This window comes from Microcoleus sp. AT3-A2 (assembly GCF_036705685.1).
In the GTDB taxonomy this organism is placed as follows: Bacteria; Cyanobacteriota; Cyanobacteriia; order Cyanobacteriales; family Microcoleaceae; genus Microcoleus.
The window spans coordinates 72,029-89,305 of record NZ_JAUBVF010000001.1; the positions used below are offsets into that span (position 1 = coordinate 72,029).

Here is a 17,277-nt window from a genome sequence, read left to right on the forward strand (position 1 = left end):
ACAATAAAACAGAACGATCGCACAATAACCCTATAAATCTTACCGCACTTAGTCACCAAATAACTCCGGCAGACGATCGCGCAACTCAGCATTTAAACGTGGCAACTCGTCCCGCATCTGTAAGTACCAATCTCGCCGCTGCCGGTAGTGCCCACGCAGCAAGCGGTTGTCCCGCACCCATTCGTAAGCATTCGCGGCTATTTTTCGGCGCATAGAAGTGTCTGAAATCAGCGAATTTAGTTTGGTTTCAAACTCTTTTTCATATCTATAAATCAATCCGGTTTCACCTTCGACAATCGAATGTTCGTAAACAGTGGGACTCGCCAGTACCGCTACTCCCCGCGCTGCACATTCAATAAATTTTAAGTCGGATTTCATTTCGTTAACCGGGTTGGAAACGAGCGGTAACAGAGCGATATCGCAACTGTACATGATTTCTTGATACCGTTCGTAACTGCAAAAGGGTTCAAATTCTTTTTGTTGTATTTTCAATGATTCAAAAAATTTGCTATCGTGGATTACTTTAACTCGAATCCGGTGCTTGTGTGCAACTAAAACTCGATTGAGCGCTGCCATAATCGGCTGCCAATCTTTTTCGCGGTTGAGCGCACCAAAAAAGATTGTGACTGTATCTTCAATCGGATAAATTCGCGGGGGCGGTAGATAAGCTAATTGATTGGGAAATACGGCAACATTGGGATTGTAGTGCCGCAAAATTTTTGCTAGCGGTTCGGTAGAAGTTTGAACGCAGTGACAGCCGCGATAGCTGAGGTAATTATTATCTGCATATTCGCGGCGACGGATGGGATTGTCGTCAATTTCAGCTACTATTAAATAGCCTTGTTGCAGCAGTTCTTTGAGTTTGGGAATATAGGCGGGATATTGCATGATTGTCCGCTGCCAGATGAAGACTTTTTCTTCTCCAGACAGGGGCGGAATTAATTCTGCTGTTTTGACGTGGGATACCGTGCGGACACCGGGAATTGTGGCGCTAAATTTGTCCGGTTCCAAAACTCGCACGCGATCGCACCCTGTAGGAGCCATAATGATAGTTTGAATCAGCAGTCTGCGGGCAGGTACGGTCGATTTGGTCGATCGCACGATATAATGTTCAGCACCGGTTTCCGTAGCAAAGCTGCTCGATGTGAGCTCTAAAGCCTTTACCATTGGATGCAATAATTCCTGAAAGTGGACAAAATTTTCGGTTTTGTGTCCCTTCCCTTGAAATTCATAAACCTGCAATCCGGCCTGAGCAAATAGTGATTTAATACTTTCTAGGGTAAACCAGTGCTGCATCTTACTGTCGGGATTCTCCCACTGTCCCCGCAACAGATTGACAATCCGCCGCCAGTATTGAACATTAGGGATTCTGGCGAGAATTTGCCCCTCTGGATTCAGTAAACCACTGTACTGCTTGAGCACTTCCCAGGGATTTTTGAGGTAGGGTAGCAAGTCACCAAAAACCAAACAATCGACGGTTCCTGGGGCGATGTCGAAACTTTCGAGGGCAATTTCTTCAATATCAGCTACCGTCACCCAGTTTAGCCGATCGACTGCAATTTTAGCTTTTTCTCGATCGCATTCAATGCCAATATACTGACAATGGGGATTGATCAGCTTGTACTCTTGGCCCGTCGAGCCCGTACCGCAGCCAATTTCAACAATGACTTTAGCATCCGGCGGTAGCAGCTTCAAGAAGTCGTGGTTGACGCGATCGATCACTTTCTCTAAAATTCCTGATTAGTTTATCGTAAAATAAAACCGAGCCACCCATGCCAACAGAATACGAGCCGAAGGTTAGCATTGCGATGCCAGTATACAATGGCGATCGGCACATTTGTCAAGCACCAAATTTTCTGTTGCCAACTCTTTCTCTTCCCCCTCTTCTCTTCCTCTGCGTTCTCTGCGCCCTCTGCGGTTCATTTAATCTTATTTACCCATCCTGCAAAGATTGCTGTATCTTAGCAAATATTGAGCAAAATTATAATTTATTCTCAACCCCTAGCCTCTTTTAGCGCGATTGAGGATCTCAATTAATTTGGCTTTTTCCCCAAAAATAAACCCAACAATTTGCTGAATACATTTTAAACTATGAGTCCAAATCTAGGAATTAACATCGCCGGCTACATCAGCGGCGAATTTGGCATAGGAGAAGGTGTCCGAGCCAACATCAGAGCCGCAGAAGCCGCCAACATTCCCTTCGTTATCAACAATTTTACCCGCAGTCCCCACCGCAAACAAGACACCACTTATCAAAATTTTAGCCAAGACAATCCCCATCCCGTAAATTTACTTCAAGTCAATGCCGATGAAGTTGCAACCTTTATCAAACATACAGGGTCCAGCTATTTTGAAAACAAATACAATATCGGATTTTGGGCTTGGGAACTTCCCGAGTTTCCCCCAGAATGGCAGCCAGCATTTAATAACTTTCACGAAATATGGACTTACAGCAACTATTGCGCCGAGGCAATTTCCGCAGTCTCGCCAATTCCCGTTATCAAAATCATGCCCAGTATTGCTCTCTCTGCACCTTCCCTTAACAGAGAAGCACTGAATTTACCTAAAGATAAATTTATTTTCTTGTTTGTGTTCGACTTTTCCAGCCGCATCGAGCGCAAAAATACTTTAACGACAATTCAAGCATTTAAGCAAGCTTTTGGCGAAGATAACAGCGTATTATTGGTCATCAAATCTTCTAATTCCAACAAATTTTCAGCGGCGCAAAAATCCTTAAACTTAGCCATAGCAAATAATTCAAATATCAAACATCTAGACGGGTATTTGTCCAAAAATAAACTTAACGGATTGCTCTATAATTGCGACTGCTACGTATCGCTGCACCGCTGCGAAGGATTTGGCTTAACAATGGCTGAAGCCATGTTTTACGGCAAACCTGTAATTGCCACCGGCTATTCATCAAATACAGAATTTATGAATGTCTGCAATAGCTATTTAGTCAAGTATAAGTTAATCCCAATTGAGCAAGATTGCGGGCCTTACAAAAAAGGCAATGTTTGGGCCGAAGCGGATGTCGAACACGCTGCTGATTTAATGCGGTACGTCTTTAACAATCACCGGGAAGCTCAACAAGTGGGAGCGATAGCTGCTGAGGAAATTAAGACTTTACTTAACCCGCAAGTTACAGGGAAGAAAATTAGAAAACGTCTCGAATATATTGCCGAGATTACCGATAACTTTCAAAGCATACCTCTGTCAGGAACAGCCAAAGCGAAGTCTGCCAAAATAAGGGCTAACTTGCCACCAGCACAGCAACAAAGTCAATCAAAAGCAGAGCTGCTAAACGGACAGCCGAAGGTTAGCATTTGCATTCCGACATACAACGGAGAAGCATTTATTGGAGAAGCAATCAAAAGTGCTTTGGCCCAAACCTACCCTAACATAGAACTGATTATATCCGACGACGGCTCCACAGACCGCACAATTGCGATCGCCCAATCATTCCAATCAGAAACCTCAGTCGATTTCCGCATCATACTGCACCGCAACTACGGCTTATCACAAAACTGGAATTTTTGCATCTCTCAAGCAACAGGTGAATACATTAAATTTCTATTTCAAGACGACTTGCTCGCACCAGAATGTATTGAGAAAATGGTCGCACTCGCCCAAGAAAATCCCAGAATAGGTATGGTTTTCTCCCCGCGCGGCATCACCATAGCTGACAATGAATCTAACCCAATTTTGCGCGGAGCTTCCCAATCAATTAAAGATTTGCATAAAAGTTGGTCGAATTTAAAATCTATTCAGCCAGGAAAAGAATTACTCGCAGATACTAAATGCTTGAACAACCCGATAAACAAAATTGGCGAACCGAGTACCGTCTTAATTGCCGCGCGAGTATTTACAGAAATAGGATTATTTGATTCGGGATTATCTCAGTATGTAGACTTAGATATGTGGTGGCGGATCATGGGGAACTATCACATCGGATTTGTAGATGAAAAACTGTCCTCCCTGCGGATTCATCCCGAACAACAAACTTGGAAAAACTTCGCTGCTGGGGAAAATCATAAGGATGTAGTAAGATTTTACAAAAAACTACTAAATAGTCCTGATTATAGTTTCCTGGATCAACAAATCAAACAGACAATCCGCCAAAAGCTGGCATTGAGAACCCAACCGAGTTTATCGGAATTGTCAGCACTGCTTGAGCAATACAATAAATTCCCCTCAAAACAGCCTCTTCTCGCGCTGCGCCCATACCGCCAACAGCTAGCTGAATATTGGCTAAATTTGCCATCGAAAAAATTAGAAAGTGCTTACTCGAAAGACATGGGGAAAGCTCACAAATTGCTACTAAATAGCGGTATCAAAAATGAAACTTTAACTGAGGAAGAACAACGTTTTGTCCAGCAGTTATCCTCGAAACTTGCTGCTGAAGGAGGGGAAATTGCCGATAAGATGCCACATCTCCTCGCAGCGATGCTGTACCGCCACGCTTATCAGTTACCACTTGAGTATAACAATGCAGCGATTCCCCAGTGGTTTTTTGACGACTTTTTGAAATTTATATTTCAGTCTCCCCGTTATTTTAAACAAAACGGGGAAGTAGAAAGGTACTCTGAATATTTCCAGCAGTTAATCAAGTACGTCGCAGCTAATATCGCCAGTTTTCCCGATTCAGACGTTTGGCGTTATTTAGCGGCTTTTATTGCGAAAAATGTTAGCTTCCAAGCTTTGCATTTGAGCGATGTCAATCTGCTCAATATATTGAGTCAACGAGCTGATATTCTGGAATTTTATTTGAAAATTATCGGCTGTCAACTAGAATGGAATTTTCCTCATAGAGAATCTGGAAAAAATAAAATCCGAGTGGGTTTTTTGCTTGATAAAATTAGTGATAAATCCGAGACTCGTGCTGCAATTTCAAGTTTTGAATATTTAGACAGAAGCAAATTTGAAATAATCGTGTACCATTTCCAGGTACAAGACGAGCGACTGGGGAAATATTGCGAAAATGGCGCCGACAAACTGGTGCAACTGTCAGAAGATTTGCCAAATCAAGCCCGAGAAATGCGATCGCACGATCTAGATATTCTGCTAATCTGCACCAATACTACCGACACTTCTCAACCAAGCGCGCTGCTGTGCCTGCACCGATTAGCGCGGGTGCAAATAGCTACGGGTGCATCAAACCCCGCAACCACAGGCGCCCGAAATATCGATTATTTCATTGCTGGAGATTTGACATTGCCTGTAGGTGCAGCAGCAGAGTATCGCGAAAAATTAATTACTTTAGAAGGGTCGGGAGTTTGTGTAAGCTATACTGTAGGATCAGCACCTGCCACAGTTGAACCGACTCGCAGGAGTTGGGGAGCCACCGACGAATCTGTAGTGTTCATGTCCGGGGCTCAAGCTTTTACAATTATCCCAGAATTGAGAGAAACTTGGGCAAAAATTATTGCGGCGGTACCAAATTCTATTTTAGTTTTGTATCCCTTTCGTTCGCGCAATGAAAACTATCCGAAGGTGCCTTTTTACAACCAAATTCGATCGCTCTTTGCCAAATACGGTATTGACAAAAAGCGCTTAGTGGTGATTAAGGCGCTGCCATCTCGCGCAGATTGCATAAAATGTCTGGAATTGGCTGATATATATTTAGACTCCTATCCATACAGCAGTGGCTGCTCCTTAGCAGAACCTCTGTTGGTTGGGTTGCCTGTAGTGGTAAGAAAAGGGCAAACAACTCGATCGCGACAATCAGCCGCCGTGATCGAAGAACTGCTAATTCCGGAACTGGTAGCAGACAGCGAGAACTCTTATTTAGAGCTCAGCATAGCACTGGGAACCAACCCAGAACTGCGCCGGCACTACCGAGATCGAATCGATCACAAAATGGCGGCAAACCCCAAATATCTCGACAGTCGCGCTTGCTCGACCCAACTCGAAACACTCTTTGAAAGACTATTCCGAGAGTGAAGGAAGAAGGAAGTTCAGCAACTAAGCAGTGTACGGGATTTAACGGATAGATGTTGAGGGAAGATTTTCCCACTCTCCCACTCTCGCATCCCGTTACCATTCTGAGACCCGCGGGGAACCCCTCGCTAGGCAGAGCGTCAAGAAATAGACAGCAATAGCGCTAGCCCACTGACGGTCTGCTATCATCGGGGAATCGAGGGGTTAGTGGTTGTCGCTCTTTTCCTGCCACAGCTAAATTAAAAGGGGAAGCGCAAGTCAGTTGGAGATAAAAAAATGACAGGACTTTTTCAAATAGGCGATAAATTACTGCAAGCTCAGGATATGCCATCGCTCCTGAAGCGTTATCAGTTGATGCCACAATTCTTGCGGGGTGTAATAGTAGACCAAGCGATCGCATCCTTTAGTTGCAGCGACGAAGAACGCAAATCCGCCGTCCTTGACTTTCTGGCACAACACCAACTGACAGCCCCCGAAGCCAAAGAAGCTTGGCTGCGCGGCCAAAATATGACGGAAGAAGAACTTCAAGAGATGGCCGTTAGGCCCTTGCTGATCGAAAAATTTAAGCAAGCCACTTGGAGACCTAAAGTAGATAATTATTTTTTAACCCGCAAAGCCAGCCTAGACCACGTAGTCTATTCCCTGGTACGCACCAAAAATCCAGCACTGGCAAACGAACTTTACTTTCGCATCCTCGAAGGGGAACAAACCTTTGCTGAAGTGGCCCGCGACTATTCCGAAGGGCCGGAGTCCAAGTCAGGCGGCTTGTTGGGTCCAGTACCCCTCAGCCAGCCCCACCCGGCAATCAGCAAACTTTTGTCCGTCAGCCAGCCAAATCAACTCTGGACGCCGCGTCCTCTGGCAGAATGGATGGTAATTATTCGACTAGAAAAGTTCATGCCGGCCCAGCTCGATGAATCGATGCGGCTGCACTTGATTAACGAACTCTTTGAAAGCTGGCTCGCCGAACAGATATCGCAAATAGGCCCGCTACAGCCCCTCTCCTCGGTGTCTTCAATATCATGACAATCAAGCAATTTGGTCAGGGGCCCCCGGATTTATCCGTGGAGACTTAAAAAAGCGTAGCATCCTGACAAAAACCCCCTGGATTCAATCTAAAATCTAAAATCTAAAATCTAAAATTGGATGACTTCTTCCGCTGTTTCCCTCTCCCAAATTCAGGATTTCCTAGCTCAAACACCTCCCTTTGACCGACTGTCAGAGACGGCTATGACAGCCTTGGTGGCTAAATGCCAACTCCTCGGCTACCGGACGGGGCAACCCCTGTTTGAACGGGAAAAAATGCCGACTCAGGTGGCAATTATCTATCAAGGCCAGGCCCGGCTGCTGGGCTTTGACCAGCGCTCGCAACGCCACGTAAGTTTACGCTTGGTGCAGTCGAAGGAAATCCTGGGCTGGGCTGGCTTGCTCAGGGGAGTTCCCTGCGAAACGGCGATTGCCTCTACAGATGTGATCGCGATTGTCCTACCGGCAGAAGATTTCCTGAGCGTACTCGAAAAACAGCCGACATTTGGAGAAGCCTTTCGGGAACACTGTTCCTTGAGCGAAGTATTTGAACTGTTGAGCCTGGAATTGCAGCGCCAAGCCGACGGCACTTCCAATCTCAAGGAACTCACCCTGCAAGCTTGGCAAGATGCGACAGTTGTCAACGTACCAAACGGCAACAAAAAAACTCAAGACATCGCCAAAGAGCTAGATGCCGATCGATTTTGGCTCGTCAGCAGCGGCGTCTTGGGCGACTTTCCCACCGGCAGCCGCTTCTCGGTGGAAAACGCAGCCAAATCCTTAAAAGTAGAAGGCCGCCTCGGCGCCCGCTTGGTCGGCTTCCGGGAAGCCCCAGAACCCCAACCAGAAACAGAGTCATTAAATGGCACGACAGAGACAGTAGGCCCAGGGCAGAATCCGCCCAGCGGAACATTCATTGAGGTTAAACCCGGCCCTGACCGTCCCCCAGAACCAACAGGCGACCAACCAAAGGATGCCGGGAGATACCCAGTTTTCCGCGCCAAAGGGCAGATTGAGGGCCCGCTTGCTTGCTTCCAAATGTTGAGTAAGTATTTTGGCCTCAAATTTCGTCGAGATATCATCCGCAAAGTTCTAGAAAATCAGTTAAAAACCGCTGGTTCTATCAGTATGCAAGCCTGCGGGGCGATCGCTCAAAGCATCGGCCTCACGCCCCAATTGGCGCAAGTGCCAGCAGAAGCCATCAACCGCATCAAAGCCCCCGTAATGATTAAATGGCAAGATACCTTTGCCATTATTTACAGCATCACCGAGCAAGAATTGGTGCTCGCCACGCCCGAACAGGGGCTGATGCGGAAGCGGATACCTCAGTTTAAAGAAATCTGGGGAGAATCAGGAGAAGTCCTGCTGCTGCAAGCTCCGCAAGTTGAGCAAAAAGAGCAGTTCAGCTTCTGGTGGTTTGTGCCGGCTCTCATGGAACACAAAACAGTGTTTTTTGAGGTGTTGCTCGCTTCGTTTTTTGTACAGTTATTTGGTCTTGCCAACCCATTAATCAGCCAAATAATTATTGATAAAGTCTTAGGTCAGCGCAGCATTGACACCTTGGATATTTTGGGAGCATTTCTGTTAGGTGTTGCTCTGTTTGAAGGACTACTCAACGGTTTGCGTACCTTTTTGTTTATAGACACATCAAACCGCATCGATGTCAAATTGAGTGCGGAGGTAATCGACCACTTGCTCCGGCTGCCCCAAAATTACTTTGACAACCGGCGCGTGGGAGATCTGGTTTACAAATTCAGCATGATGGGCCAGATTCGGGAATTCATGACGAGTACAGCTCTGACAGTGGTTCTCGATGCGGTATTTTCGGTGGTTTACGTCGCCGTGATGCTCTCTTACAGCGTGCAGCTAACGGCAGTATCTTTGGCAGTGGTACCGATACTGGGGCTGATGATTGTTCTAATCAATCCGCTGGTGCTGCGCCTGATCAAACAAAGAAACAACCGTTTTGCTGACTCTCAATCTTATTTAGTGGAAGTAGTCAGCGGGATTCAAACTGTTAAGGCTCAAAATATAGAATTGAAATCCCGCTGGGAGTGGTCGAGCCGCTACGCAAAATACATTACAGCCAGTTTTAAAACAATTATCACGGGAACTGCGGCCGGTACGGTTAGCAGCTTTTTAAACCAGGTGGGTAACTTAGCTCAGTTGTGGGTGGGAGCTTATTTGGTACTGGGAAATGAGATTACTCTGGGTCAGTTGATTGCTTTCCGAATTATTTCCGGGAACGTGACTGGTTCGCTGCTGCGTTTTGTGAGCGTGTGGCAGAGTTTCCAAGAAGTATCGATGTCGATCGATATGCTTAAGGATGTGGTCGATACGCCGACGGAAACCAGCGATGAAGACCGGAGCAATATCCCGCTGCCTGCAATTCAAGGGCAGGTTACCTATGAGGAGGTTTCCTTCCGATTCCTCGAAAGCGGGCCACTGCAATTGGCTAATGTTAATTTGGAATTTCCCGCTGGCAGTTTTGTGGGAATTGTGGGGGGAAGCGGTTCCGGTAAAAGTACGGCGATGAAGCTGTTGCAGCGTCTTTATCCGCCGCTGTCGGGCCGGATTTTTATTGACGGCTATGACATTTCTAAGGTGGAACTGTACTCGCTCCGCAGCCAACTTGGGGTAGTGCTGCAAGATACTTTGCTGTTTAACTGTACTGTGCAGGAAAATATTGCTCTGAGCAATCCCGATGCGAGTACGGATGAGATTGTGCGAGCTGCAAAATTAGCGGTAGCTCACGATTTTATTATGGGCTTGCCTGCTGGCTACAATACGGTGGTGGGAGAGCGGGGTGCCTCGCTTTCTGGAGGTCAAAGACAGCGTTTGGCGATCGCCCGGACGATTTTGCAAAACCCGAAACTGCTGATTTTGGACGAAGCTACAAGCGCCCTCGACTACCATTCCGAACGCCAAGTTTGCAATAACTTAGCAGAAGCTTTCGCCGGCCGCACGGTGTTTTTCATTACTCACCGCCTGACTACCATCCAAAACGCTGATGTAATTATTATGATGGATCAAGGTTCTGTAGTTGAGCGGGGAAGTCATAAAGAATTAATGGCTCTTAAAGGGCGTTACTACTGCCTCTTCCAACAACAAGAGTCATCGAATACCTGATCTCTAACAACTCACAACTGATCACTAACGCTTAACAACTGAGAACTAACAAATGGCTATGAAATCGTTAATACTTTCTGAGCAACCAGTCATTCTCGAAAAACCAGCGATTTGGTCGCACTTGTTTTTGTGGATGATCATGCTGATGACCACTTCGGCTGTAGTTTGGGCTTATTTTGCTAGCGTAGAGCAAGCTGTCCCCGCTGTCGGCCAATTGGAACTCAAAGATGGTGCCAGAGACATCCAAGCACCTGCTACGGGCGCTGTGGTGAGACTTCACGTTGAAAATGGCGATCGCGTGGAAAAGAACCAGCCTCTGCTCACTTTCAACCCCCTTGCACCCAGCGCCGATTTAACATCGATACAGAAAACTAAAGAAGCTCTGGAAAAGGAAAATAAATTTTACGAAGATGTTGTCAACGGCAAAATTCAAGGCGCTGTTCCTTCTAACCTAGAATCAACAATCAAGGACAGACAGAGCCTCACGGCACAAAATCAAGTGCTGCAAGCTTTGATTGACGAACTGTACCTCAATCGGGGAGCTAGCGGAAATTTTGATGCTGCTCAGCAAGGACTTTATGTTAATTATCGATCGGAATTTCTGTCTCGCGTAGCCGCTGCCCAAGGGCAAGTTCAGGAGTTGGAACAACAACTGAAGCAAGCTCAGGATGCTGAGAAAGCCGCCGGCGATCAAATGATAGTCGCACAGCAACAATTTGGTTTTGCCCAGAACAAATTAAATTATGCCCAGCAGCAGTTAGATTCATCGAAAGAGCAAGTAAAATCGGCCCAGGCCCAGAAAGATTTGGCCCAAGAACAGTTAGCGAAATCCCAACAAGTATTGAAGTCGAATCAAAACATTCTAGGCAGACTCGCCCCCCTGGTAGAGGAAGGAGCCATCGCTGAACTGCAAAAAGAACGTCAAGAGCAAGATGTTTTCAGAGGCCAAAGCGACGTTCTCAAACAGCAAGATCAAATCAAGCAGCGCGAAGGTGAAATCAACGCTCGCAAAGGCGAAATTAACACGCGCCTCAGTGAAATCAATACCAGCCGAGGCGAAATGAACGCGCGTCAAGGTGAGATCCAAAAAATTAGTGCTGACATACAGCGCCAGCAAGGAGAGCAAGCACGCATTCAGGAGTCGATCGCCCGCGCCGAAGAACAGTTGAAAAACACCAAGGATTCCTGGGCAAAAGAACTTTACAGCAAAATTGCTGAAAACGAGAAACAAATTGCCAGCAGCGATTCTCAGCTAAGCCGCTTCAAAGTGGAAAACCTGAAAAAGTTGTCCGAGGTGAACGCTCAGCTACAAAAGGCTCAACAAAACCGCGACACTCAAGTTCTGAAGTCACCCGTATCGGGGGTAATCTTTGATTTGAAGCCTTCTACGAAGGAGAAAGCTAAGTTGGATATGGCAAAAGATCCCATCTGCCAATCCATTATTAATTCGGTGGTGAAACCGGGCGAACCGCGCCCAGCACGCTGCGAAGAAGCTTATTACGAAGCGCAGCAAACTGAAAAGCTACTCAAGGTTTTGGATGACGAAAACGGTTTGGAAGCAGTTGTTTACTTGGAAAACAGCAATGTGGCTCTGGTATTGGATGCTTTGAGACAGAAGCGGGCAAAATTGGAGCCGTATCACGGCAAGCAATTAGACGGAGAAAAGATTGACTGCGAAACAGGTAAAATTTGCGTTTGTCCGGAGAAGGAAATTAACAGAGAGAAACTGGGTTTGACGAAATACCAATGCGTGCCTGTGGAAGTGAATGTAGAAGCTTTCCCGGCGATGGAGTTTGGTACTGCTGAGGGTGAAGTGATAGAGATTAGCAGCGATGCTGAGCCTCCTACTGAACTGCGGAAATACTACGCTTTCAAAACCAAAATTAAGCTCAACAATCAGAAGTTTGTTTTGAACAAGGGCAAGGCAAATGAAGTGGAGGTTAACTTGCAGTCGGGAATGTCCGTGAGTTCTAATATCAATATCGGCAAGCGGACTGTTTTGCAGATGTTTATCAACCGATTTACTGGGAAAATGGATACGTTCAAGACTATTAAGTAATTCGGTTAACGGCTATCAAGAAGTAGGGTGCGCCTAGCGCACCTTACCGCTATAAGTAAATACAACGTCCTTGATAAAATTAGGTGCTTAAAACCCCTCAAAAGTTAAACTTTCGTTGGCTGCTAGACTCAGCTTAGCCGAACGTCCTTCGGTGACTAAAAAATAAATGGTATTTAAGCCGGGTTGATATAAAATGGTGATGGCAATCGGTGCGATCGCACATTGATGAAAAAAATTATCTTATTTACTTTATACCTAATTCCTGTTGTCCTGTTAATCGGATTTGTAGCGAATTTTAACGTTAACGTTCCCGTTGATGACGAGTGGAGGTTAGCTAGCCTTTTTGAAAAAATAGCTGCGGGAAATGTAACTTTTAACGATTTTTGGGCTTTGCACAGCAACCACCGCATACTTTTCCCTAAAATAATTATTGCGGTGCTGGCTTTTGCTTCCCGATGGAATATTAATTATCAGTTGTGTCTCAGCATAGGTTTGGCTGCGATAACTTTTATTGCTATGTACAAGTTATCCTCGATGCAAGTTAAGAATGTCGGGGATGATTTGTGGCATTTAGCTAATATTTTAACTTGTATTTTGCTTTTCTCGCTAGTTCAGCACGAAAACTGGCTTTGGGGATTTCAATTAGCTTGGTTTTTTGTGAATTTATGTTTTGTAGCTGCGGTTTATACGCTGGTTTCAAATCACAAATTATTGCCTAATATTAGAATCTCTATTGCTGCTGTATTCTGCTTTGTTGCGAGTTTTTCGCTGGCTCAAGGCTTGCTGTCTTGGTTGGCTGCAATGCCGGCTGTGGTGGCTTTGGAGGGAAATGCAGCGCAGAAACGAAAAAGAGCGATCGCATGGATGCTGCTGTTTGTAGCAACTTGTGCTGTTTACTCAATAGATTATCATCCTAGCCGGAAAGCAAGTCTTATTTTCTTGTTGAATAAGCCCCTTGTAGTTATTGATTACTTTTTAAGCTTGCTGGGTTCGCCAATTGTGCGATCGCCTGGAATTTCAGCATTGGTTGGATTGCTAATATTTGCAACTTTTTTATTTTTGGGATTCCACTTTGGGAGAAAGATTACCGAGCATCGTCAGGCTTTACCTTGGCTGTCAATAGGTTTGTTTTCGGTTTTATCGGCTCTGTTTATTACGGCTGGTAGGGCAGAATTTGGGGCGATTCAGGCGCTCGAATCGTCGAGATATACGACTAATTCGATTTTGCTGTTAATAGCTTTGGTTCAGCTCGGTCAATTGTTTGTCCGAGGTAAGATTGCTACCATAAATCGCAACTATAAATTTGTTTATCGGGTGTTAGCAGGGCTGTTAATTGGGATAATTATTGTTAACTCTCAGCAGGCGATCGCCCAAACTAGATCCGCACTTCTTTACAAACAAGGCGCTCAAGATTGTTTGCAGTTAATTAACTATCTGGAACCGTCGGATTTTTTCAAAAATTCGCCGGAAAGCTGTTTGAGGGTGCTGAGCAAAAAAACTTGGCTGGTGAGAGAAGGCGCTGCAATAATCGACAAAATAGGTTGGATCAAGTTCGCGAAGAATGTAGATTTTATTTCTAATACCGAGAAAGTTTACGGTTATTTAGACAAACCTCCAACTAGCGATAAATCCTTGACTGTTAAGCCAAAGGATGCTGTCAAGGCTGCTGGTTGGGCGGTTTTGCCAGGAAATTTGAAACAACCAAATATTGTACTGCTATCTGTCGGCGATAAACAATCTTTTTTTGCTAACGCTTATGTAAATTTGGACAGTCCCGACATTGCTGAGAGTTTAAAATCTGAGTTATACAATAATGCAAGGTGGGCTGTTGATTTGTCGGATAATAATTTGCCGATCGCCCAAACGGAAATAAAAGCTTGGGTGTATAATCCTGTTGACAACCAGTTTGTCCAGTTGCGCGGAGGATGAGGAGTGAAAATTTCTGTGATAATACCAGCCCACAATGAGGAGGGCTGTTTGTACGGTACTGTGCGGGCGATCGCCCAGACGCTTGATTTAGAAGGCATTCCGCACGAAATTTTGATTGTGAATGACAATAGTGTCGATCGAACTATTGATATTTGCCAGGAGTTGTCAGAGACTTTTCCCACAGTTAGATACATCAACAATCAACCTCCGAATGGTTTCGGATTTGCTGTGCGCCGGGGATTGGCGGAATTTGACGGAGATGCTGTGGCAATTGTGATGGCGGATGCTTCCGACGATCCGATGGATTTGGTAGCAGGATACCGCAAGTTGCAAGAAGGATATGATTGCGTTTTCGGTTCCCGCTTTATCAAAGGTGGCTTTATAGTTGATTATCCCATTCACAAGTTAGCAATTAACCGCTTAGCAAACTGGTTTGTCAAAAGTATTTTCGGCCTGCGCTACAGCGATGTCACTAATGCTTTTAAAATTTACCGCAGAGAAGTAATTGAAGGCGTACAACCGATTTTGAGTCATCATTTTAATTTGACGGTCGAACTGCCTTTAAAAGCAATTGTTCGGGGTTTTTCCTATACGGTGATTCCTCTGAGGTGGTACAATCGGACTGCTGGTATTTCTAAGCTGAAAATCAAAGAGATGGGCAGTCGATATTTGTTTATTGTCTTGTATGTCTGGCTGGAAAAACATCTGTCTCGCGGCGACTACCACCGGACTAGAAAGATAGCAAAGTTGAAAGTGAATGCCTGAAAGAATTTTAATTGTTGGTGGTGCCGGTTTCATCGGCAGTTGTTTGGCAATTGGCCTGAAGAAACTGCACCCGGAATGGCAAATAATTTGTTTAGATAACCTGCGTCGCCGAGGCTCAGAATTGAATCTGCCTCGGCTTAAAAATTGCGGAATTCAGTTTGTTTACGGGGATATTCGCACAGCGGCGGATTTAGATCCAGTTGCACTCAATGCTGACTGCATTATAGATTGTGCTGCGGAGCCTTCTGTGCTGGCTGGTTTTAGTTCGCCACAGTACGTTTTGCAGACGAATTTACTGGGCACTGTGAATGTTTTGGAGTTGGCGAGACAGACTGGTGCGAGTTTGTTGTTTTTGTCTACGAGTCGGGTTTATCCGATCGCCAGTGTCAAGTCTGTTAAGCTGTTAGAGTTGCCGAATAGATTTGCGATCGCCCCTGAGCAAACTTTACCCGGTATATCCGAGTTGGGCATATCAGAAGACTTCCCATTAAAAGGACACCGTTCACTTTACGGAGCAACTAAATTAGCTTCGGAATTGCTGATTGAGGAATACAGGGAAGCATACAATGTGCCGGCAATTATTAACCGCTGCGGGTTAATTACGGGTGCTTGGCAAATGGGTAAAGTCGATCAGGGAGTTTGTGGTTTGTGGGTGGCGGCTCACTATTTTCAAAAGTCGCTGAGTTATATCGGTTTTGGCGGCAGCGGGAAGCAAGTTAGGGATTTACTGCACGTTGAAGATTTGTTGAGGTTAGTTAATTATCAGTTAGAAAACTTTGCCAAATTTGATGGTGAAGTTTTTAATGTTGGCGGCGGTGTGATCAACAGTCTTTCTTTGGTTGAGACAACTGATTTGTGCCAAAAGATTACCGGGAAATCGATTTCAATTAATCCTGTTTTGGAGGAACGCGCGGGGGATATTCCGATTTTTATTACTGATTCTTCTAGGGTGATGGAGAAAACAGGATGGCGGCCTGTTATTGGGCCGGAAGCAGCTTTGCAGGATATTTATAATTGGATTGCTGCTAATGAGGTGGTGTTAAGTTCGATTTTGTAGCGATTTTTCAACCGTAGGTACAGGGGGATAAACGCGGCTAAACGCAGATGAATCTCTCTGCCTGCATATGACTAGGATTGCCTGTCATGAGGCTCTGCCTCTATTGTTTTGTTTCGATGCTTTAACAAACATTTGACCTCCCAAAAACCGCCACAAAATAGGCAATTTTAAGTAAAATTTTAAAAGCCAGGGCGATGTCGGTCTGCCTTTGGTCGAAAATGGTAAAAATCTCGGTATAATTAGATCGATTTCAAAGCCGACGGTTTGTAAAAGTTCTTGCAGCGATAAGTGGGTAATCGGTAATTGATGATCGATAAAATCATAATACTCTTTGAAAGAATATTTAAAATTTGGCTGGATAACTAACAAAGAACCCCCTGGTCTAAGCGCCTCAAAGCAAAATGAGATAATTTGGATAAGTTCTTCTTTACTGCGGAGATGTTCAAAAAAGTTAGAGATAAATATCCGGTCAAATTCTTCGATAAAATCAGCTTTATCGCCCCAATTCAACACATCAATATTAAGCACCTTCACCTCATTATTGGCAAATAACTTTGAATCGGGATTGAGGTCAATCAAACATTTTTTTTTAGCCCGAATTTGATTTATAAACTCGCAGTAACCGCCGCCAATATCTAACACTGCTGATTCGGGAGGAACATAATATTGTAAGAATTCGTCAATTAAAACTTTCCAGAGCGCCACCTTGGCTTGCATTTGTCGAGAATCAAATCGATTGGCGTACAACTTTTTGAGATATGTGTCAGTTTTCATAGTAAAATAGCCTTGACTGAGTATTAGTTTATCACGCAATACAGGCAACTATGAATGTTATATCTACTGAAATACCGGAAGTTCTGATCATTGAGCCAAAAATTTTCGGAGACGATCGCGGTTTCTTTTTTGAGAGTTTTAATCACAAAACTTTTGTCGAAAAAACAGGCGTAACTGCCCAATTTGTTCAAGACAATCATTCCAAATCCTCTAAAAATGTGCTGCGGGGTTTGCACTACCAAATGCAGCAGCCTCAAGGCAAATTGCTGCGGGTAGTTGCTGGCGAAATATTTGATGTAGCGGTGGATATTAGAAAAAGTTCGCCGACTTTTGGGCAGTGGGTTGGGTGTTTGCTTAGTTCAGAAAATAAGCGGCAATTTTGGGTTCCGGCGGGGTTTGCTCACGGTTTTTTAGTGGTTTCCCAGACGGCTGAAGTTTTGTACAAAACTACAGATTATTACGCACCGGCACACGAGCGGTGTATCCTGTGGAATGACCCGGATTTGGCGATCGACTGGCCGCTAGATGGTGCCCAACCAATCTTATCAGCTAAAGACCAAGCTGGACAAACGTTGAAAAGAGCTCAAGTGTTTTGATT

General features: G+C 45.0%; 10 protein-coding genes. 8 read left to right on the forward strand and 2 right to left on the reverse strand.

Annotation, left to right across the window (positions count from 1 at the left end):
* Positions 1 to 48 precede the first annotated feature (48 nt).
* The gene (locus QUB37_RS00350) at positions 49 to 1,722 is read right to left on the reverse strand and encodes a methyltransferase domain-containing protein (RefSeq protein WP_333158021.1); all 1,674 of its coding nucleotides are present in this window, start codon (positions 1,720 to 1,722) and stop codon (positions 49 to 51) included.
* A gap of 369 nt (positions 1,723 to 2,091) precedes the next feature.
* Here QUB37_RS00350 and QUB37_RS00355 point away from each other — a divergent pair, with 369 nt between their 5' ends.
* From QUB37_RS00355 to QUB37_RS00385, 7 genes are all read left to right on the forward strand, one after another.
* Positions 2,092 to 5,943 (forward strand): glycosyltransferase, encoded by a 3,852-nt coding sequence (locus QUB37_RS00355; RefSeq protein ID WP_333158022.1) that lies wholly within the window; start codon positions 2,092 to 2,094, stop codon positions 5,941 to 5,943.
* Between the two features lie 273 nt (positions 5,944 to 6,216).
* Positions 6,217 to 6,966: a peptidylprolyl isomerase gene (locus QUB37_RS00360; RefSeq protein ID WP_333158023.1), complete on the forward strand. Its 750-nt coding sequence runs from the start codon at positions 6,217 to 6,219 to the stop codon at positions 6,964 to 6,966.
* A 120-nt stretch (positions 6,967 to 7,086) separates the two neighbouring features.
* Positions 7,087 to 10,095, forward strand: a complete 3,009-nt coding sequence (locus QUB37_RS00365) for a peptidase domain-containing ABC transporter (RefSeq protein WP_333158024.1) — start codon at positions 7,087 to 7,089, stop codon at positions 10,093 to 10,095.
* Between the two features lie 52 nt (positions 10,096 to 10,147).
* Complete coding sequence (locus QUB37_RS00370) at positions 10,148 to 12,154, forward strand: chromosome partitioning protein ParA (protein ID WP_333158025.1); 2,007 nt, start codon at positions 10,148 to 10,150, stop codon at positions 12,152 to 12,154.
* Positions 12,155 to 12,379: 225 nt separating this feature from the next.
* A complete protein-coding gene (locus QUB37_RS00375; protein ID WP_333158026.1) occupies positions 12,380 to 14,083 on the forward strand; it encodes a hypothetical protein in 1,704 nt (567 codons plus the stop codon).
* A gap of 3 nt (positions 14,084 to 14,086) precedes the next feature.
* A complete protein-coding gene (locus QUB37_RS00380; RefSeq protein WP_333158027.1) occupies positions 14,087 to 14,848 on the forward strand; it encodes a glycosyltransferase family 2 protein in 762 nt (253 codons plus the stop codon).
* The gene (locus tag QUB37_RS00385; protein ID WP_333158028.1) at positions 14,841 to 15,905 is read left to right on the forward strand and encodes an NAD-dependent epimerase/dehydratase family protein; all 1,065 of its coding nucleotides are present in this window, start codon (positions 14,841 to 14,843) and stop codon (positions 15,903 to 15,905) included. Before QUB37_RS00380 ends, QUB37_RS00385 begins: the two co-directional genes overlap by 8 nt.
* A gap of 84 nt (positions 15,906 to 15,989) precedes the next feature.
* On the opposite strand, the gene QUB37_RS00390 is transcribed toward QUB37_RS00385, so the two are convergent.
* Positions 15,990 to 16,679 carry a methyltransferase domain-containing protein gene (locus QUB37_RS00390; protein ID WP_333158029.1) on the reverse strand — a complete coding sequence of 230 codons (690 nt, stop codon included), beginning with the start codon at positions 16,677 to 16,679 and terminating at the stop codon, positions 15,990 to 15,992.
* 50 nt (positions 16,680 to 16,729) lie between these two features.
* On the opposite strand from QUB37_RS00390, the gene rfbC reads away from it, so the two are divergent.
* A complete protein-coding gene (gene rfbC, locus QUB37_RS00395; protein ID WP_333158030.1) occupies positions 16,730 to 17,275 on the forward strand; it encodes a dTDP-4-dehydrorhamnose 3,5-epimerase in 546 nt (181 codons plus the stop codon).
* The last annotated feature ends 2 nt before the right edge of the window (positions 17,276 to 17,277 follow it).

Bases quoted from the DNA above. Each gene is read 5' to 3' on its own strand.
- QUB37_RS00355 (WP_333158022.1), top strand. From the start codon at position 2,092: ATGAGTCCAAATCTAGGAATTAACATCGCCGGCTACATCAGCGGCGAA.
- QUB37_RS00360 (WP_333158023.1), top strand. From the start codon at position 6,217: ATGACAGGACTTTTTCAAATAGGCGATAAATTACTGCAAGCTCAGGAT.
- QUB37_RS00365 (WP_333158024.1), top strand. From the start codon at position 7,087: ATGACTTCTTCCGCTGTTTCCCTCTCCCAAATTCAGGATTTCCTAGCT.
- QUB37_RS00370 (WP_333158025.1), top strand. From the start codon at position 10,148: ATGGCTATGAAATCGTTAATACTTTCTGAGCAACCAGTCATTCTCGAA.
- QUB37_RS00375 (WP_333158026.1), top strand. From the start codon at position 12,380: ATGAAAAAAATTATCTTATTTACTTTATACCTAATTCCTGTTGTCCTG.
- QUB37_RS00385 (WP_333158028.1), top strand. From the start codon at position 14,841: ATGCCTGAAAGAATTTTAATTGTTGGTGGTGCCGGTTTCATCGGCAGT.
- QUB37_RS00390 (WP_333158029.1), bottom strand. From the start codon at position 16,679: ATGAAAACTGACACATATCTCAAAAAGTTGTACGCCAATCGATTTGAT.
- rfbC (WP_333158030.1), top strand. From the start codon at position 16,730: ATGAATGTTATATCTACTGAAATACCGGAAGTTCTGATCATTGAGCCA.